The 18,054-nt window shown below is 63.2% G+C and carries 14 protein-coding genes; 11 read left to right on the top strand and 3 right to left on the bottom strand.

Going from position 1 to position 18,054, the window contains the following annotated elements; translation table 11 throughout:
• Positions 1–18 precede the first annotated feature (18 nt).
• On the top strand, positions 19–924 hold the full coding sequence (locus ACOCG7_RS03915) for a cation diffusion facilitator family transporter (RefSeq protein WP_083082476.1): 906 nt from the start codon (positions 19–21) through the stop codon (positions 922–924).
• A gap of 43 nt (positions 925–967) precedes the next feature.
• Here the strand turns inward: ACOCG7_RS03915 and ACOCG7_RS03920 are convergent, their stop codons facing one another.
• Positions 968–1,948: an aldo/keto reductase gene (locus ACOCG7_RS03920; protein ID WP_347143379.1), complete on the bottom strand. Its 981-nt coding sequence runs from the start codon at positions 1,946–1,948 to the stop codon at positions 968–970.
• Between the two features lie 271 nt (positions 1,949–2,219).
• Between ACOCG7_RS03920 and ACOCG7_RS03925 the strand changes: the two genes are divergently transcribed.
• A complete protein-coding gene (locus ACOCG7_RS03925) occupies positions 2,220–3,290 on the top strand; it encodes a purine nucleoside permease (RefSeq protein WP_347143378.1) in 1,071 nt (356 codons plus the stop codon).
• Positions 3,291–3,563: 273 nt separating this feature from the next.
• Here ACOCG7_RS03925 and ACOCG7_RS03930 read toward each other — a convergent pair whose 3' ends face one another.
• Both ACOCG7_RS03930 and ACOCG7_RS03935 read right to left on the bottom strand, forming a co-directional pair.
• Positions 3,564–3,872, bottom strand: coding sequence for a DUF4148 domain-containing protein (locus ACOCG7_RS03930; protein ID WP_073430159.1), 309 nt, complete (start codon positions 3,870–3,872; stop codon positions 3,564–3,566).
• A 259-nt stretch (positions 3,873–4,131) separates the two neighbouring features.
• Positions 4,132–5,136, bottom strand: coding sequence for a LysR family transcriptional regulator (locus tag ACOCG7_RS03935; RefSeq protein WP_073430158.1), 1,005 nt, complete (start codon positions 5,134–5,136; stop codon positions 4,132–4,134).
• Between the two features lie 173 nt (positions 5,137–5,309).
• Between ACOCG7_RS03935 and ACOCG7_RS03940 the strand changes: the two genes are divergently transcribed.
• From ACOCG7_RS03940 to ACOCG7_RS03980, 9 genes are all read left to right on the top strand, one after another.
• Positions 5,310–6,164 carry an alpha/beta hydrolase gene (locus ACOCG7_RS03940; protein ID WP_083083061.1) on the top strand — a complete coding sequence of 285 codons (855 nt, stop codon included), beginning with the start codon at positions 5,310–5,312 and terminating at the stop codon, positions 6,162–6,164.
• Between the two features lie 46 nt (positions 6,165–6,210).
• Positions 6,211–7,419 (top strand): efflux RND transporter periplasmic adaptor subunit, encoded by a 1,209-nt coding sequence (locus ACOCG7_RS03945; RefSeq protein WP_073430157.1) that lies wholly within the window; start codon positions 6,211–6,213, stop codon positions 7,417–7,419.
• Positions 7,420–7,476: 57 nt separating this feature from the next.
• Entirely contained in the window at positions 7,477–10,662 is a 3,186-nt protein-coding gene (locus ACOCG7_RS03950) for an efflux RND transporter permease subunit (RefSeq protein WP_073430156.1), read from the top strand.
• A 13-nt stretch (positions 10,663–10,675) separates the two neighbouring features.
• Positions 10,676–12,256, top strand: a complete 1,581-nt coding sequence (locus ACOCG7_RS03955) for an efflux transporter outer membrane subunit (RefSeq protein ID WP_073430155.1) — start codon at positions 10,676–10,678, stop codon at positions 12,254–12,256.
• Positions 12,257–12,651: 395 nt separating this feature from the next.
• Positions 12,652–13,491, top strand: a complete 840-nt coding sequence (locus ACOCG7_RS03960; protein WP_421376903.1) for a MetQ/NlpA family ABC transporter substrate-binding protein — start codon at positions 12,652–12,654, stop codon at positions 13,489–13,491.
• A 42-nt stretch (positions 13,492–13,533) separates the two neighbouring features.
• Positions 13,534–14,940, top strand: coding sequence for an LLM class flavin-dependent oxidoreductase (locus tag ACOCG7_RS03965; RefSeq protein WP_421376905.1), 1,407 nt, complete (start codon positions 13,534–13,536; stop codon positions 14,938–14,940).
• A 13-nt stretch (positions 14,941–14,953) separates the two neighbouring features.
• A complete protein-coding gene (locus ACOCG7_RS03970) occupies positions 14,954–16,111 on the top strand; it encodes a methionine ABC transporter ATP-binding protein (RefSeq protein ID WP_421376907.1) in 1,158 nt (385 codons plus the stop codon).
• Positions 16,104–16,760: a methionine ABC transporter permease gene (locus tag ACOCG7_RS03975; RefSeq protein WP_073430151.1), complete on the top strand. Its 657-nt coding sequence runs from the start codon at positions 16,104–16,106 to the stop codon at positions 16,758–16,760. The genes ACOCG7_RS03970 and ACOCG7_RS03975 overlap by 8 nt, the downstream gene beginning before the upstream one ends.
• A 60-nt stretch (positions 16,761–16,820) precedes the next feature.
• Entirely contained in the window at positions 16,821–18,023 is a 1,203-nt protein-coding gene (locus ACOCG7_RS03980) for an acyl-CoA dehydrogenase family protein (protein ID WP_083082467.1), read from the top strand.
• Positions 18,024–18,054 lie beyond the last annotated feature (31 nt).

An 18,054-nucleotide genomic window follows, 5' to 3' on the forward strand; every position in this document is an offset into this window, starting at 1 on the left:
GGGACCCTCTCACCGACGATGAAAGAAGAATCGCCGAAAGCCATTATCTACGCGCTCGCCGCCAACTTTGGCATCGCCATTTGCAAGTTCGCCGCGGCCGCCTTCACCGGTTCAGGCTCGATGTTCGCGGAAGCCATTCACTCGAGCGCCGATTGCGGAAACCAACTGCTGCTGCTATTCGGTCTGCGTCAGGCGCGCAAGCCGGCAAGCCCGTTGCATCCGATGGGCGGCGGCCGCGCAATCTATTTCTATTCGCTGCTCGTCGCGCTGCTGCTGTTCTTCGTGGGCGGCGCGTTTTCGGTGTATGAGGGCGTGCACCGTCTGATCGTGCACGAGCCCTTGCAGTATGCGTATGTGGCGCTCGTGGTGCTCGGCATTTCGGTGGTGCTCGAAGCGCTGTCGCTGTGGGGGGCGATCAAGGAAATCCGCAAGACCAATCCCGACAAAAGCCTGTGGCGCTGGTTTCGGGAGACGCGCGAATCCGAACTGCTGGTGGTGGCGGGCGAGGATATCGCCGCCCTGGCGGGTCTCGCGATAGCCTTCGTCGCCGTGCTGCTGACGATGATAACGGGCAACGCCGTCTACGACGCGTTGGGCTCGGTCGCCGTCGGCTTGCTGCTGATGGTGATCGCGTGGGCGGTCGCGCGCGAAGTGAAGTCGATGATCGTCGGCGAATCGGCGAGCCCCGAAGTGCGCCGCGCGATCGAGGCGCATCTGCGCGCGCGCCGCGAGATTCGCAGCATCATCAACATCATTACGATGCAATGGGGCCGTCAGGTGGTGGTGGCCGTGCAGGCGGAAATGATCGACTACCCGAGCGGCCGCGCGATGGTGGATGCGATCAACGTGATCGAAGCGGACTTGCAGGCCGCGTTTCCGCAAGTGCGCTGGGTGTTTTTCGAACCAGACGTGCCGCGCGGTTGAGACAGGGTTTGCGCCGCCGGGGCGGCGCTCTCCAACATACCGCTTATTTGAAGCCGGTCACCGCGTGCGGCACATACAGTTCTTCGAGCAGGCGAATTTCATCGTCGCTCAGATTCAGCGAGAGAGCGGCCACCGCGTCGTCCAGATGATGCAGCTTCGTCGCACCCACGATCGGCGCGGTAATCGGCTTCTTCTGCAAGACCCACGCTAGCGCGACTTGCGCCCGCGGCACGCCGCGCTCGGCGGCGATCCGGCTCACCCGTTCGACGATCTGACGATCCGCGTCCTCGGTTTGCGCGTACAACGTGCGGCCGAATTCGTCGGTCTCGGAGCGCGCGCTTTCGGTGTTCCAGTCGCGCGTCAAACGTCCGCGCGCGAGCGGGCTCCACGGAATCACGCCGATGCCCTCGCTTTCGCACAGCGGCAGCATCTCGCGTTCTTCCTCGCGGTACAGCAGGTTCACGTAGTTCTGCATCGTTACGAAGCGCGTCCAGCCGTTGCGTTCCGCCACGTGCAGCGCCTTGGCGAACTGCCACGCATACATCGACGATGCGCCGATATAGCGCGCCTTGCCCGCCTTCACGACATCGTGCAGCGCTTCCATCGTTTCTTCTATCGGCGTGTCGTAATCCCAGCGGTGGATCTGATAGAGATCGACGTAATCGGTGCCGAGGCGCCGCAGGCTGTTGTCGATCTCCGCCATGATGGCCTTGCGCGACAGACCGGCGCCGTTCGGGCCCGGATGCATGCGGCTATTGACCTTGGTGGCCAGCACGATCTCGTCGCGCTTCGCAAAGTCCTTCAGCGCGCGGCCGACGATTTCCTCGCTCGTGCCGTCCGAATAGACGTTCGCGGTATCGAAGAAATTGATGCCTTTATCGAGCGCCTGCTTGATGAATGGACGGGACGCCTGTTCATCGAGCGACCAGGGATGAGTGCCGCGCGAGGGCACGCCGTAGCTCATGCAACCGAGGCAAAGACGCGATACATCGAGGCCGGTGCGGCCGAGTTTCACATACTCCATCGTGGTGCTCCTGTTGAGAACTGCACAAAGGCGGTGCGTGCCCCAAGGGACTTTCCTTCGGACTTGCCGCGGATCGTCGATTATAGGGAAGCCGGGAGAAGCGCGTGTAGAGCCGCCGCGCCGGCTTTCAGCAGTAAGGTTCAGGCGTCGGGCGGGAAATGATGCTTTGCATAATGGAAAGTAAGGAAAATAATTTCTTCGCACTTATACTTCTTTCGGCTTGAAAGCAGCACTCTCCCAAACTGCATCACAAGCAAAAGGAAGAATCACGATGCTGACTCGCACATTCGGCGCTGTCTGCGCCATTACGCTCGCGGCGTGCGCCGCGTTTTCGTCGGGCCCCGCCAGCGCCGACGAGGACGGTTTCTCGCAAGGCGAGGGCGGCTCGCATGGGCGGCCCGTCAAGGTGATGATCATTTCGATGTTCGGTCCCGAGGGTCAGGTGTGGCTCGACCGGCTCGGACCGTGGCGTGATATTCCGGTGGACGGCTTGTCGCCCGATTACCCGGCGGTTCATTGCAACCGGCAGGACGTGTGCGTGATGACCACCGGCATGGGACATACCAATGCCGCAGCGTCGATCATGGCGTTGACGTTCTCGCCGCGCTTCGACTTGCGGCGCACGTATTTCATGGTGGCCGGCATCGCCGGTATCGACCCGCAACAGGGCACGGTCGGGTCCGCCGCCTGGGCGAAGTACCTGGTCGACTTCGGCATTCAATGGGAGATCGACGGGCGTGAGATTCCGTCGGGCTGGAATACGGGCTACCTCGGCATCAATACGAAGAGCCCATCGGAAAAGCCGCCGCTCGACTATCGGACGGAAGTATTCCAGTTGAACGCGCAACTCGCCGATACGGCGTTTGCCTTGTCGCGTAACGTTGCGCTCGCCGATAACGCGCAGGCTCAGGCGGCGCGCGCGAAGTACTCGTATGCGCCGGCTAACCGTCCGCCTACCGTCATTCAATGCGACACGCTGGCGGGCGATACGTGGTGGTCGGGTACGCTGCTTGGTCAGCGGGCCCGCGACTGGACCAGGACTTTGACGGATGGCAAAGGCGTCTATTGCACCACGCAGCAGGAAGACAACGCGACCTACGAGGCGCTCAAGCGCGCGGCCGCGGTGCATAAGGTCGACTTGAATCGCGTTGCCGTGGTGCGCTCGGGTTCCGATTTCGACCGGCCCTACGATGGACAAACCAGCGCGGACAATCTGATCAACTATGCCGCGCAAGGCGGCTTTACGATCGCCCTCGAAAACCTGTACCGCTCGGGGAATCCGCTCGTGCAGGATATTGCTACTCACTGGGGCGAGTGGCGCGACGGCGTGCCGAAACGCTAACTCTCTCTCTACGTGGCGTGCCCGTGGAACGAAGCCGCGGGCACGCCCATCACCCATTACTAACGCGGCGTAACGCGGAATTGCCAACCGTACTTAACGTTGCGGTGCGCGAAACGGCGTCCAGACCGGAGCGTCGGTATTCCAATGATCGAGTTCGGATGGTGCCATGATGTTCTCCTTTTTGAAGACTGCATGAATGGCGCCGCAATGACTACTTGTTCGAACTGAATCATCGCGGCGTTTTCATTTTTACTGCCCGCTTCACTGCCCGCTTCACTGCCCGTTAGCAACGCGCGTGACCTCGCCATTCGTGCCTTCCTGCAATGCAATGCGCGCGGCCTGCGTTTGACCGATCAAGCCTTTGTTCGGATACGTGGTGCGATTCAGTGCCGGCAGTGAACCGTCGCGATAAGCGGCGACCAGTTCGGCCTTCACCTCGGCGCGTGTTTTAGTGCTCGTGCTCGGGGCCGGTTGCGTTTGATAGCTGCCGGCATGACCAATACCGCCACTGCTGCTTTGTGCAAACACCGGTGCGCTTGCGAGCAGCGAAAGAGCCAGACCTGCGAAGAGATTGCGTTTCATGATTCACTCCTGTCGATTCATTTGCAGCAATGCGGTGTGCTGCGACAGGGTGAAATGTAGGCTTCGGCGGAGTGCGGATAAATCGCACTTTCACGAAATGAATTGTCGCGATTCAAGAACAATCGCCGCGAGGATCAGTCCGCAAAGGCTGCGCGAGCGCGCTGGCACTGGGCTCGCCGTGAGTACAAAAAGAAAACCGCGGCATTGGAGCCGCGGTTGAAATTCACTATTCCAGAATCCGTACTTCAGATCAAACGAATCAGGCGACCCACTCGGATATCACGGGCGTGTCGAGTGTCGGGGCGGATTCACGTTCCTCCAGAGTACGCTTCGTGCAGGTGGCGTCGAGACTGCCGCGGCCGCTCAGCAATGGGCAACGGTCGAACAGTTCGGCAATCCAGTCTACGAAAACACGGACTTTAGGCGACAGATGCCGACTGTGCGGATAGACTGCGGAAATCGGCATCGGCAAGGGCTTCAACTCCGGCAGTACTTCCACCAGTTGGCCCGAACGCAGATGCGGCAGCACCATGAAGAGCGCCGGCTGAATCAGGCCGAAGCCTTCAAGCCCGCAGGTCACGTAGGCATCGGCGTCGTTCACCGAGACGATGCTCTTCATCTTCACTTCGATTTCCTTGCCGTCCACCATGAAAGCCCAATCGAGCGTGCGTCCCGTGCGGCTCGAAAAGTAGTTCACTGCTTTGTGATTTTGCAAGTCGTCGAGCGAGGTCGGCATGCCGGCGCGCTCGATATAGTCGGGGGACGCGCAACTCACGCCCTCGAACAAACCGATACGGCGCGCCACCAGCGAGGAATCCTGGAGCGCGCCCACCCGCACCACGCAATCCACGCCTTCCTGCAACAGATCGACGGGGCGATCCGTCAATCCGAGTTGCAGGTCGATGTCCGGGTAGCGCGTGTGGAACTCACATAGTGAAGGAATCACCAGCAAGCGGCCGATCGATCCCGGCATATCGATGCGCAGTTTGCCGTGCGGCTTCTTATTGCCGCTTTGAAAACTGGCCTCGGTTTCCTCGACGTCCGCGAGAATGCGCACGCAGCGCTCGTAGTACGCCGCGCCGTCCGGCGTGAGCGACAAACGCCGCGTGGTTCGGTGCATGAGCCGCGTGCCGAGGAACGCTTCGAGATTCTGAATGATGGTGGTAACCGATGCACGCGGCAGGTCGAGCGTTTCCGCTGCACGGGTAAAGCTGTTGGTGTCGACGACGCGCGTGAACACTTGCATGGCCTGAAGCCGGTCCATTGCAAACCTCCGGAAAGGGCGGGCGCACTGAGCGGAAATCGAATCCGCGGAGCAATCGCATTCGATTGTTCAGAGTCGCCGAATTGTGTTGCCGGATTATAGGCATTTATTTACGAGTCTGCCGAACCCACAATTCGCACCATTGCAGTTTTGTGCGCATTGCGCGGCTCGACATGGATTTATTGAAACCGCCGTACTCCCTCGCGCCCGCCGGCAACGGCCCGGCAGAGGCCAGCAGCACGGCACTCGGCGTGACCGACGTGCAGATAGAAGGGCACGCGCAGGACATTACCTTGCGTTTGTACCGGCAAGGCCAGAAGACCGCACTGCCGGTATTGCTTTATTTTCACGGCGGCGGCTTTACCAAGGGCTCGATCGACCAGGCCGATTTCGCCGCGCGTTATTTCGCGGAACACTTACCGGCATTGGTCGTGTCGGTGGGTTATTCGCTCGCGCCGCAGTTTCCGTTTCCGGCGGCGCCTGAAGACGCGCACCGCGCGGCGCTGTGGGTGCAGACCCGGGCGCGCGCGTTCGGCGGCAACAGCAAGAAGGTCGGCGTGGCCGGGCACGACGCGGGCGGGCAGTTGGCCAATTGCCTCGCGTTCATCGCGCGCGATCGCGGGGATGTGCAGATTGCCGCTCAGGCGTTGTTCGGGCCGATGCTCGACCCGAGCCTCACGCGCCTCGGCGACGAAAAGCGCCTCGGCTCGGACATCACCGCGAAAGAGTGCGCCGCCTGTTATCGCGCGTACTTGCCGCAAGCGTCGCAGCGCATGCATCCGTATGCGGCGCCGCTGGAGTCGTCGCGGCTCGCGGGCCTGCCGGCCACGCTGATCGCGACGGCGCAAAACGACGTGCTGCATGTGGAGGCGGAGAAATACGCGAGCAGTCTGATCGACGCGGGTGTGCTGACTCAGGTGGTCCGTTATCCGAGCGTCTCGCATGCCGCGTTGGCCGATCATCCGCCCGCCTTGCAGGAAGCGGTGCGATTTTTTCAGTGGCGCTTCGATGCGCGCGCCCATCGCTGAAACAGAAACAAGCAAAAACTTTAATCAACGATACCGGGAGCTTTTCATGACTATCCTTCCTCTTTCCCGCCGCCGCGTGGCGGTTGCCGCGCTTGTCGTGGTCGTGCTGGCCGGGCTGGGCACGTTCGGCGCGATTCGTGTCGACGCCAGTTCGCCGGCCGCGCCGACGATCGTGCCGGAAGTCGATGTCGCCACCGTGGTGCAAAAGACGATTACCGACTGGCAGACCTATTCGGGCCGCCTCGAAGCCGTCGAAAAGGTGGACGTGCGTTCGCAGGTGCCGGGCACGATCGTGTCCGTCAACTTCAAGGACGGCGCGCTCGTGAAGAAAGGCGACACGCTGTTCGTGATCGACCCGCGCCCCTACGCGGCGGAAGTCGATCGCGCGGCCGCGCAGCTTGCGGCCGCACAGGCGCGCACCGGTTACACGCAAAGCGACTGGGAGCGCGCGCAGCGCCTGATCGCCGACAACGCGATCGCCAAGCGTGATTACGACGAGAAGCAGAACGCCGCACGCGAGGCGAGCGCCAACCTGAAGGCCGCGCAAGCCGCGCTCGAAACCGCCCGCATCAATCTCGGCTACACGAAGATCGTGGCGCCCGTGTCGGGCCGCGTGTCGCGCGCGGAAATCACGGTGGGCAACGTGGTGTCGGCGGGCGCGAGCTCCACGCCGCTCACCACGCTCGTGTCGGTGTCGCCGATCTACGCATCGTTCGACGCGGACGAACAAACCTACCTGCAATACCTGAGCCGCGCGAAAGACGGCGGCAAAGTGCCGGTGGAACTCGGTCTCGCGGACGAAAGCGGCTATTCGCGCAGCGGCACGATCGAGTCGGTGGACAACCGGCTCGATACGTCGTCGGGCACGATCCGGGTGCGCGCGCGTTTCGACAACCAGGACGGTGCGTTGATTCCGGGTCTCTATGCACGCGTGAAGGTCGGCGGCAGCGAGCCGCATCCGGCCCTGCTGATCGACGATGCCGCGGTGGGCACCGATCAGGACAAGAAGTTCGTGCTGGTGGTCGATCAGGGCAATCACGTCGTGTATCGCGAGATCGCGGTGGGCGGCATGCAGGGCAACCTGCGCGTCGTCAAGGGCGGACTGAAGGCCGGCGATCGCATCGTGGTGAACGGCGTTCAGCGGGTGCGTCCGGGCGATTCGGTGCGCGCGCATATGGTGCCGATGACGACCGATCAGGACCCGAACAGCGCGCCGCTCGCGCAGGCGCGCGCCAAGGCGGACAAGAATTCGTGAGCCTCGCGCGCCGCGGCTAGACACGCGCGGCGCGTGCTCCAACGTTAAGAGCTTCCCATGAACATATCCAAATTCTTCATCGATCGGCCGATCTTTGCCGGCGTGCTGTCGGTATTGATTCTGCTGGGCGGCATCATCGCGCTCTTCAAGCTGCCGATCTCGGAGTACCCGGAAGTGGTGCCGCCGTCGGTGGTGGTGCACGCGCAGTATCCGGGTGCGAATCCGAAAGTGATCGCGGAGGCCGTCGCCGCGCCGCTCGAAGAGCAGATCAACGGCGTTGAGAACATGCTGTACATGCAGTCGCAAGCGAATAGCGACGGCAATCTCACGCTCACGGTCACTTTCAAGCTCGGCACCAATCCCGACCTCGCGACGCAACTGGTGCAGAACCGCGTCAATCAGGCGCTGCCGCGTCTGCCGGAAGACGTGCAACGCCTCGGCATCACGACCATCAAGAGTTCGCCGACGCTGACGATGGTGGTCCATCTGATCTCGCCGAACAATCGCTACGACATGACGTATCTGCGCAACTACGCGCTGCTCAACGTCAAGGATCGGTTGGCGCGGATTCAGGGCGTGGGCCAGGTGCAGTTGTGGGGTTCGGGCGACTACGCGATGCGCGTGTGGCTCGATCCGCAGAAAGTCGCGCAGCGTGGTTTGACGGCGACCGAAGTGGTCAATGCGATCCGCGAGCAGAACGTTCAGGTGGCGGCCGGTGTGATCGGCGCATCGCCTTCGGTGCCGGGCACGCAGTTGCAGTTGTCGGTGAATGCGCGCGGCCGGCTAAAGACCGAGGGCGAATTCGGCGACATCATCGTCAAGACCGCGCCGGATGGCGGCGTGACGTACCTGCGCGACATCGCGCGGGTCGAGCTTGCGGCTTCCGAATACGGTCTGCGTTCGCTGCTCGACAACAAGCCGGCGGTGGCGCTCGCCATCAACCAGGCGCCGGGCGCGAACTCGCTCGCGATTTCCGATGAAGTGCGCTCCGCGATGAAGGAACTCGCGGAAGACATGCCGGCGGGCGTCGAATACAAGATCGTCTACGACCCGACGCAGTTCGTGCGTTCGAGCATCGAGGCGGTCGTGCATACGCTGCTCGAAGCCATCGCGCTGGTGGTGATCGTCGTGATCGTGTTCCTGCAAACGTGGCGTGCGTCGATCATTCCGTTGATCGCGGTGCCGGTCTCGATCGTGGGCACGTTTTCCCTGCTGCTCGCATTCGGCTTCTCGATCAACGCGTTGTCGTTGTTCGGCATGGTGCTCGCCATCGGGATCGTGGTGGACGATGCGATCGTGGTGGTGGAGAACGTCGAGCGGAACATCGAAAACGGGCTGAGTGCGCGCGACGCGACGTACAAGGCGATGCAGGAAGTGAGCGGGCCGATTATCGCCATTGCGCTGACGCTGGTCGCCGTGTTCGTGCCGCTCGCCTTCATGACCGGCTTGACGGGCCAGTTCTACAAGCAGTTCGCGATGACCATCGCGATCTCGACGGTGATCTCGGCATTCAATTCGCTCACGTTGTCGCCGGCGCTCTCCGCGATGCTGCTGCGTAGCCACGGCGCGAAGGAAGACGTCCTCACGCGTGTGATGAATCGCTTGCTGGGCGGCTTCTTCAAGCGCTTCAACAAGGTCTTTCATCGCGGCTCGACGGCCTATGGCCGCGGCGTGACCGGCGTGCTGCGCCGCAAGGGCGCCATGCTCGCGGTCTACGCGGTCCTGGTGGGCCTGACGGTGCTGGTCTCGCGCGTCGTGCCGGGCGGTTTCGTGCCGGCGCAGGACAAGGAGTACCTGATTGCCTTTGCGCAATTGCCGAACGGCGCATCGCTGGATCGCACGGAAAAAGTGATCCGCGACATGAGTGCGATCGCGCTGAAGCAACCCGGCGTGGAAAGCGCGGTGGCGTTCCCTGGTTTGTCGGTGAACGGCTTTACCAACAGTTCGAGCGCGGGCATCGTGTTCGTGACGCTCAAGCCCTTCAAGGAGCGTGGCGACAAGAAGCTCTCGGCCGGTGCGATTGCCGGTGCGTTGAACCAGCAATATGGCGCGATCAAGGACTCGTTCGTGGCGGTGTTCCCGCCGCCGCCGGTGCTCGGTCTCGGTACGCTCGGCGGCTTCAAGATGCAGTTGGAGGACCACGGCGCGCTCGGTTACGCGGAGTTGAACAAGGCCGCGGAGGCCTTCGTGAAGAAGGCGGCGCAAACGCCTGAACTCGGCCCGACCTTCTCCAGCTATCAGATCAACGTGCCGCAATTGAACGTCGACCTGGATCGCGTGAAGGCCAAGCAACTCGGCGTGCCGGTCACGGACGTGTTCAACACGATGCAGATCTATCTGGGCTCGCTGTATGTGAACGACTTCAACCGCTTTGGCCGCGTGTATCAGGTGCGGGTGCAGGCGGACGCGCCGTTCCGTCAACGCGCCGACGACATCCTGCAACTGAAGACGCGTAACACGGCGGGCGACATGGTGCCGTTGTCGTCGCTGGTGGCGGTGACGCCGACGTATGGTCCGGAAATGGTGGTGCGTTACAACGGCTATACGGCGGCCGACATCAACGGCGGACCCGCGCCGGGCTTCTCGTCGGGCCAGGCGCAAGCGGCGGCCGAACGCGTCGCGGCGCAAGTCCTGCCGCATGGCGTGAAGCTCGAATGGACCGACCTGACGTATCAGCAGATTCTCGCCGGCAATGCGGGCCTGTGGGTGTTCCCGATCAGCGTGCTGCTCGTGTTCCTCGTGCTCGCCGCGCTGTATGAAAGCCTGACGCTGCCGCTCGCGGTGATCCTGATCGTGCCGATGAGCGTGCTGTCCGCGCTGACCGGCGTGTGGCTCACGCAGGGCGACAACAACATCTTCACGCAGATCGGTTTGATGGTGCTGGTGGGCTTGTCCGCGAAGAACGCGATTCTGATCGTCGAGTTCGCACGCGAACTGGAGCATGACGGACACACGCCGCTCTCGGCGGCGATCGAAGCGAGCCGCTTGCGTCTGCGCCCGATTCTGATGACGTCGATCGCGTTCATCATGGGTGTGGTGCCGCTGGTGCTGTCGAGCGGAGCCGGTTCGGAAATGCGTCACGCGATGGGTATCGCGGTGTTCTTCGGCATGCTCGGCGTGACGCTGTTCGGCTTGATGCTGACCCCGGTGTTCTATGTGGTGCTGCGCACGCTGGCCGGCGGAACGATTCACGTCGCGCAGAAGGATGCGCCGCACTATGGCGCGCCGGTGACGGACGCTTGAGGAGAAAACAATAATGAAACGTTTTGAATCTTTGGGCGGGTGGGGTCGGGCTGCTACCAGCGGTTTGCTGGTCGCGCTGCTCGCCGCCTGCTCGGTGGAGCCCACGTATAAGCGGGCGGAGGTGGATACGCCGGCCGCGTTCAAGGAAACGCCTGCCGCTTCGGCACAGGACACGGGCACATGGAAGCAGGCCCAGCCCGCCGACGACGCGCATCGCGGCCAATGGTGGACGATTTTCGGCGACCCGCAGTTGAACGCGCTGGAAGAGCAGGCGGCCGCCGCGAATCAGGATCTGAAGGCAGCGGCGGCGCGCGTGCAACAGGCGCGCGCGGTGACGCGGGCGGCGCGCTCGGACTGGTTCCCGAAGCTCGACGCGGGCTTCGGCCCGACGCGTGAGCGCGTTTCGGCGGCCTCGCAATTCCAGCCGGCCAGCGCGGGCGGTACGACGGGCACGATCTGGCGCGCGCAGGTGGGCGCGTCGTACGAAGCCGATCTGTTCGGGCGCGTCGGTTCCAACGTGAACGCATCGCAAGCGGACGAGCAGCAAAGCGAAGCGCTGTTCCGTTCAGTGCAGTTGTCGTTGCAGGCGGACGTCGCGCAAAACTATTTTCAACTGCGCGAACTCGACACGGATCAGGATCTGTACCGCCGTACCGTGGCGCTGCGCGAGGACACGCTGAAGCTGGTCGAACGGCGTTTCAAGGAAGGCGATATCAGCGAACTGGACGTGTCGCGCGCGCGCAATGAACTGGCGAGCGCGCGTGCCGATGCGGTGGGCGTGGCGCGTCAGCGGGCGGCGTCCGAGCATAGCCTCGCGATTCTGCTCGGCAAGCCGCCGGCGGATTTCTCGTTCGCGGAAGCGCCGCTTGCGCCGGTCACGGTGCGCGTGCCGCCTGGTTTGCCTTCGGCCCTGCTCGAACGCCGGCCGGATATTTCGGCGGCGGAGCGGGCGATGGCGGCGGCGAACGCGCGGGTGGGTCTCGCGAAGTCGGCGTTCTTCCCGAAGCTCGATATCACGGGCGCATTCGGTTATGAGTCGGCGACCTTGGGCGATCTGTTCATGTGGTCGAGCCGTGCGTTCATTCTCGGGCCGTTCGCCGGCACGGCGCTGACCTTGCCTCTGTTCGACGGCGGCCGCCGCAAGGCGAACCTCGCGCAAGCTCGCTCGAAGTACGACGAGGACGTCGCGCAATATCGTCAGCAGGTGCTGGTGGCGTTCCGCGAGGTGGAGGACAACCTGGCCGATCTGCGTTTGCTCGACGATCAGATGCGCGAGCAGAACAATGCGGTGCAGGCATCGCAGCGCGCGGCGCATCTGTCGCGCACGCAGTACACCGAGGGCGCGGTCAGCTATCTGGACGTGATCGACGGCGAGCGGCAGGTGCTCCAAACGCAACTACAGGCGAGTCATTTGTCGGGCACGCAGGCGGTGGCGACGGTTAATCTGATTCGCGCGTTGGGTGGTGGATGGAGCGATGTGAAGGCGCCGGATGCCGCGGTGGGGTCGGTTGCGCCGGCTTCGGGTGCGGTTGCTGCTTCTGCTGCTGCTTCTGCTTCTGCTCCGGCGGTGACGGAACAGGTAGCGAAGCGGTAGGTTTTTAGATCAGTTGTTAGTGGTGAACGCCGGGGCGCGCGGTTGCGCGGCCCGGCGGTTTTGTTTGGGCAGCAGCGCGACGGCGCGGTTTTGGCGGTTCTATTCCCCACGGCGTCCCGCCAAATCATTTTTCCCGCTTTCCTTCCGAAAATCCCTTCGTAGACCACTGGTTTCGCCGCCTCTATCATGGGCCGCACCTCATCTGGAGAGAGGCGATGACCTGTCCGACTTTCCGCTGTTCGCGCTGACCGACTGGCGCTTCCTGTCACTGCCACGCGCGGGCTAAGCCGCGCGTCGCGGATTTCCGTTGCCCGATGTTCTAGCGGCATGCGTCGCCGCGTGCCGTTGGACCGGCTCGCCTCAAAACCTATACGTCACGACTTTACGAGTTCACCATGCGCATTTTTCTATCCACATTGCTGCGCTCTTTCAATGCGCCGGCTCGCACGCTTTTCGGCGCATTCGGTCTCGCGCTGGCGTTGTCCGCCACGTCGGCATTCGCGGCGGATGTGCCCACGCTGAAGATCGGCACCGCCACCAGCCCGCAAATCGAGGCGCTCAAAGTCGCCGCGCGCGAAGCCAGGGAGCAGGGACTCGACGTCAAGATCATCGAGTTCACCGACTGGAATACGCCGAACGCGGCGCTCGCCAACAAGGATATCGACGTCAACTACTTCCAGCACATTCCGTTTCTGGAGAACGCGAAGAAGCAGGGCGGCTATAACTTCGTCGCGATCGCGCCGGGCACGATCATGAAGATCGGCCTGTACTCGAAGAAGATCAAGCGCTTCGACGAATTGAAGAACGGCGCCACGGTCGCAATCGCCAACGATCCGGTCAACGGCGGCCGCGGGCTGTTGTTGCTGCAACGCGCCGGTCTCATCAAGCTGACGCCGGGTATCGACTATCGCGCCACGACGCTCGACATCATCGACAACCCGAAGCACCTGAAGATCGTGCAGCTCGAAGCGTCGCAACTGGCCCGTTCGCTCGACGACGTCGACCTCGCGCAAGGCTACCCGAGCTTCATCAAGCTCGCGGGCACCACCGATCCGAATAGCGCGCTGCTGTTCGACGGGCTGGAGAACAAGAACTACGCGATCCAGTGGGTCGTGCGTCCGGAAAGCGCGAACGATCCGCGTATCCGCAAGTTCATCGCGATCTATCAGCATTCGCCGGCCGTGCGCGCCGCGCTCGACAAAGCCTTCGGCACGCTTTACGCCGTCGCCTGGTAACGAAAGCGGTTAGGCGTGGCCGGAACAGAAAGGAGCCGCACGATGGCGAAGAAAAAGATTCTGCTGAACGCGTTCAACATGAATGCCGTCGGCCATATCAATCATGGCTTGTGGACGCATCCGCGCGACCGCTCCGCGCATTACACGGATCTCGACTATTGGACGAGTCTTGCGCAAACACTGGAGCGCGGCAAATTCGACGGCATCTTTCTCGCGGATATCGTCGGCGTCTACGACGTTTATCAAGGCGGACCGGACACGCCGTTGCGCGAATCGGTGCAGATTCCGATCAACGATCCGTCCCTGATCGTGCCCGCGATGGCGCACGTGACCCAGCATATCGGTTTCGGCGTCACGTCGAATCTGACCTACGAACCGCCGTATCTGTTCGCACGCCGCATGTCGACGCTCGATCACCTGACCAGGGGCCGGGTGGGCTGGAACATCGTCACCGGCTATCTGGACAGCGCGGCGCGCGGCATGGGGCTCGCGCAGCAGATCAGCCACGACGACCGCTACGATCGCGCCGACGATTACATGGACGTGGTCTACAAGCTGTGGGAGCAAAGCTGGGAAGACGATGCGGTGGTGCGCGACCGCGCGGCGCGCATCTTCTCGCATCCCGACAAGGTGCATCGCGTGAAGCATGACGGTCCGTATTATTCGATCGACGCCATTCATTTGAGCGAGCCGTCGCCGCAACGCACGCCGGTGCTTTACCAGGCGGGTTCGTCGAGCCGGGGCGTCGATTTCGCGGCACGTCACGCGGAATGCGTGTTCGTCGGCGGGCAGAACAAGCCGCTCACGCGCTCCATTGTCGACGACATCCGCGCGCGCGCGGTGAGTTTCGGGCGTGCCGCGGACGATATAAAAATCTTCGCGGGCATCACGGCTGTCGTCGGCGAAACGGAACGCGCGGCGCGGGAGAAGTTCGACGAGTACCGGCGTTATGCGAGTGCCGAAGGCGGCCTCGCGCATTTCTCCAGTTCGACCGGCATCGACTTCTCGCAATACGAGCTGGACGAGCCGATCTCGTATGTGAAGACCGAGTCGATGCAATCCGCCGTCGAAGCCATTTCGAAGAAGAGCGTGAGCGGCGTGTGGACCAAGCGCAAGGTACTCGAACAGATGACGCTCGGCGGCCGCGCGAAACCGGTGGTCGGCTCGCCGCAGCAGATCGCGGACGAACTGGTGTCGTGGATCGAGGAAGCGGGTGTCGACGGTTTCAATCTGACGCGCACGGTGATGCCGGAATCGTTCGAGGACTTCGTGAATCTGGTCGTGCCGGAGTTGCAGAACCGCGGCGTCTATAAGGAAGATTACGATGCCGCGCCGACGCTGCGCGAGAAGCTGTTCGGCGCCGGCCGAGCGCGGCTGCCCGACGTGCATGCGGGCGCGCGGCATCGGCGTCATGCACGACACCACCTGCCGAGCGCAGTGAATGCCTGAGAGGAGCGAAGCAATGGCTAATCTATTCGACGTGCCGCAGTTCATTGAAGACACGCCGTCCCTCGCATCGAATCCTGGTTCGCTTCAGGCGACGCGAGCCGTCGTCGTATTCGACGACGTAGGCAAGACCTTCACTCATGCGCGCGGCGTGCCGACCGCGGCGCTTTCGAACGTTACGCTGAACGTGGCGCACGGCGAAGTGTTCGGCATTATCGGCCGCAGCGGCGCGGGCAAGTCGACGCTGCTGCGGCTCGTGAACGGGTTGGAGAAGCCGAGTTCAGGCAGCGTGCGCGTGAACGGCGTGAGCGTCGGCGAACTCGACGAACGCGGCCTTGTTACATTGCGGCGGCGCATCGGCATGGTGTTTCAGCACTTCAATCTGCTTTCCGCGAAAACCGTGCGCGAGAACATTGCGTTACCGCTGAAAATCGCCGGCACGCCGAAAGCGGTGATCGACACCAAAGTCGACGCGCTGCTCGAACTGGTCGGCCTGTCCGCCAAACGCGACGCTTATCCGGCGAGCCTCTCCGGTGGTCAGAAACAGCGCGTCGGCATTGCGCGGGCTCTCGTCACCGATCCTGAGATTCTGCTTTGCGACGAAGCCACGTCCGCACTCGATCCCGAAACGACGCAGGCGATTCTCGCGTTGCTGCGCGACATCAATCGGCGGCTCGACCTCACCATCGTTTTGATCACGCACGAAATGCAGGTGATTCGCGAAGTCTGCGATACGGTTGCCGTGATCGAGCGCGGCGAAGTGGTGGAAAGCGGACCGGTGTGGCGCGTGTTCGGCGATCCCCGGCACGATGCGACGCGCGCCTTGCTGCGCACGCTCGTGCACGACTTGCCCGCGGATCTCGCTGAACGCATCAAGCCTTTGCACGACATCGCGCACACCGATGCGCGGATTCTGCTCGACGTGCGTTTCACCGGAGCCGATGCGCGCGAGCCGGATCTCGGCGGGCTGACTTCGGCGCTGAGCGTCGAAGGTGGGCGCGTGAGCTTCGTGCATGGCGGCATCGACAGGATTCAAGGGCATGCGCAAGGGCGTCTGGTCGTGTCCGCGCAAGTGCGCGCGAATGCGCACGGCACGATTCAAAAGCAGATCGCGACGCTCGTCGAGCGCGCGCGCGGCTACGCCAATCACGTCGAGGTGCTCGGCTATGTCTGATCTCTGGCTCTCGGAACTCGCGGACGCGATTCGCGACACCGTCGTGATGGTCGGCGTCTCCGCGTTCGTCGCGGCGTTGGCCGGCATTCCTCTGGCGCTGGTGCTGGTGACCACGACACGCGGCGGCATCTTCGAAAAGCGCGCGGTGAACAGCACGCTCGGCGCGCTCGTCAACGTGTTCCGCTCCACGCCGTTCATCATTCTGCTGGTCGCGCTGCTGCCGTTGACGCGCTTGCTGATCGGCACGACGATCGGCGTATGGGCCGCGATCGTGCCGCTCAGCATCGCGGCGATTCCGTTTTTTGCGCGCGTGGCCGAAGTGAGCCTGCGCGAAGTGGACCGCGGTTTGATTGAAGCCGCGCAGGCGATGGGCGCGCAACGGCGTCACATCATCTGGCACGTGCTGCTGCCTGAAGCGCTTCCCGGCATTCTCGGCGGCTTCACGATCACGGTGGTGGCGATGATCGGCTCGTCCGCAATGGCGGGCGCGGTCGGCGCGGGCGGCCTCGGCGATCTGGCGATCCGTTACGGCTATCAGCGTTTCGATACCACGGTGATGGTGACGGTGATCGTATTGCTGATCGTCATCGTGACGGCCGTGCAGTTCGTCGGCGACCGCTTCGTGCGACGGTTGGCGCAGCGCGCGTGACGGCCGGACCGCGCTTATGATGCTTGCGTCGCTCGTCAAACCTTTTCACGTGGACATTGCATGAACGAACCCCGTCATCCCGAGGCGCTGCAAACGCAGCAGGCGTGCGCCGCGCCCGTGGTGCGCGATCTCGCCGGCTTGCTCGACGCATTGCGCGCCAGCGCCGCGCAGCGCGATCGCGACGGCGGTCACGCAGCCCAGGAAAAACAATGGATCGCGGATGCGGGACTGCTCACGCTCGCCGTGCCGCGCGAATTCGGCGGGCTCGGCGCGCGCTGGCCCAACATCTACGAGACGATTCGCAAGATCGCGGCGGTCGATAGTGCGCTGGCGCATCTGTTGGGCTTTACCTGCTTGCAGGTGGTCAGCGTCAATGTATGGGGCAACCCCGAACAACGCGCGCGCTATCTGGGCGGCACCGTGGAAGGGCGCTGGTGGTGGGGCAATGCGGTCAATCCGCTCGACACGCGGCTCGTCGCGAGCGCGAGCGGCGACGGCGGCTATCGTCTCGACGGCCAGAAGGGCTTTTGCTCGGGCACGCGCGGCTCGCGGATGATGACCGTCTCCGCGCACGATCCGGTCAGCGGCAAACCGGTGTTCGCCGTGGTGCCGACCACGCGCGAGGGCATCACCGTCCACGAAGACTGGAATCCGATCGGTCAGCGGCAGACCGACAGCGGCAGCGTGTCCTTCGCGCAGGTCAGGGTCGAGCCGCATGAAGTGCTCGTGCGCGCCGATACGCCGTATGCGAGTTTGCGCACGCTGGTTTCGCAGCAGGTGTTGATCAATCTGTTCGTGGGCATCGCGCAAGGTGCGCTCGAGGAAGCGCGCGGCTACGTCAATCAGCATGGCAAGCCGTGGATCAGCTCCGGCGTCGACAAGGCCACCGACGATCCTTATCTGATCCAGCGTTTCGGCGAAATGCGCCTGCAAGCGGTGAGCGCGGAAGCGCTGGCGACCCGCGCCGCCTACGCACTCGAGGACGCGTGGCAACAAGGTCCGGCGCTTTCCGCGGAAGCCCGCGCGCACGTCGCGCTCGCCACGTCGGAGGCGAAAATCCTGGCGCATCGCGCCGCGCTCGACGTCAGCGAAAAACTGTTCGACGCCTGCGGCGCCCGCGCCACCCACGCGCCGCTCGCGCTCGACCGGTTCTGGCGCAACGCTCGCGTGCATACGCTGCACGATCCGCTCGACTATCGCGTGCGCGACGTCGGCCGTTATGCACTGAGCGGGACATTGCCGGAGGTTTCTTTGTACACTTGAGGCGGTTCGCGGCGGCCATCCCCCTTATGAC

This window comes from Paraburkholderia sp. DD10 (assembly GCF_049177125.1).
GTDB classification, from domain to species: Bacteria; Pseudomonadota; Gammaproteobacteria; order Burkholderiales; family Burkholderiaceae; genus Paraburkholderia; species Paraburkholderia terricola.

Bases quoted from the DNA above. Each gene is read 5' to 3' on its own strand.
- ACOCG7_RS03915 (WP_083082476.1), top strand. From the start codon at position 19: ATGAAAGAAGAATCGCCGAAAGCCATTATCTACGCGCTCGCCGCCAAC.
- ACOCG7_RS03920 (WP_347143379.1), bottom strand. From the start codon at position 1,948: ATGGAGTATGTGAAACTCGGCCGCACCGGCCTCGATGTATCGCGTCTT.
- ACOCG7_RS03925 (WP_347143378.1), top strand. From the start codon at position 2,220: ATGCTGACTCGCACATTCGGCGCTGTCTGCGCCATTACGCTCGCGGCG.
- ACOCG7_RS03930 (WP_073430159.1), bottom strand. From the start codon at position 3,872: ATGAAACGCAATCTCTTCGCAGGTCTGGCTCTTTCGCTGCTCGCAAGC.
- ACOCG7_RS03935 (WP_073430158.1), bottom strand. From the start codon at position 5,136: ATGGACCGGCTTCAGGCCATGCAAGTGTTCACGCGCGTCGTCGACACC.
- ACOCG7_RS03940 (WP_083083061.1), top strand. From the start codon at position 5,310: ATGGATTTATTGAAACCGCCGTACTCCCTCGCGCCCGCCGGCAACGGC.
- ACOCG7_RS03945 (WP_073430157.1), top strand. From the start codon at position 6,211: ATGACTATCCTTCCTCTTTCCCGCCGCCGCGTGGCGGTTGCCGCGCTT.
- ACOCG7_RS03950 (WP_073430156.1), top strand. From the start codon at position 7,477: ATGAACATATCCAAATTCTTCATCGATCGGCCGATCTTTGCCGGCGTG.
- ACOCG7_RS03955 (WP_073430155.1), top strand. From the start codon at position 10,676: ATGAAACGTTTTGAATCTTTGGGCGGGTGGGGTCGGGCTGCTACCAGC.
- ACOCG7_RS03960 (WP_421376903.1), top strand. From the start codon at position 12,652: ATGCGCATTTTTCTATCCACATTGCTGCGCTCTTTCAATGCGCCGGCT.
- ACOCG7_RS03965 (WP_421376905.1), top strand. From the start codon at position 13,534: ATGGCGAAGAAAAAGATTCTGCTGAACGCGTTCAACATGAATGCCGTC.
- ACOCG7_RS03970 (WP_421376907.1), top strand. From the start codon at position 14,954: ATGGCTAATCTATTCGACGTGCCGCAGTTCATTGAAGACACGCCGTCC.
- ACOCG7_RS03975 (WP_073430151.1), top strand. From the start codon at position 16,104: ATGTCTGATCTCTGGCTCTCGGAACTCGCGGACGCGATTCGCGACACC.
- ACOCG7_RS03980 (WP_083082467.1), top strand. From the start codon at position 16,821: ATGAACGAACCCCGTCATCCCGAGGCGCTGCAAACGCAGCAGGCGTGC.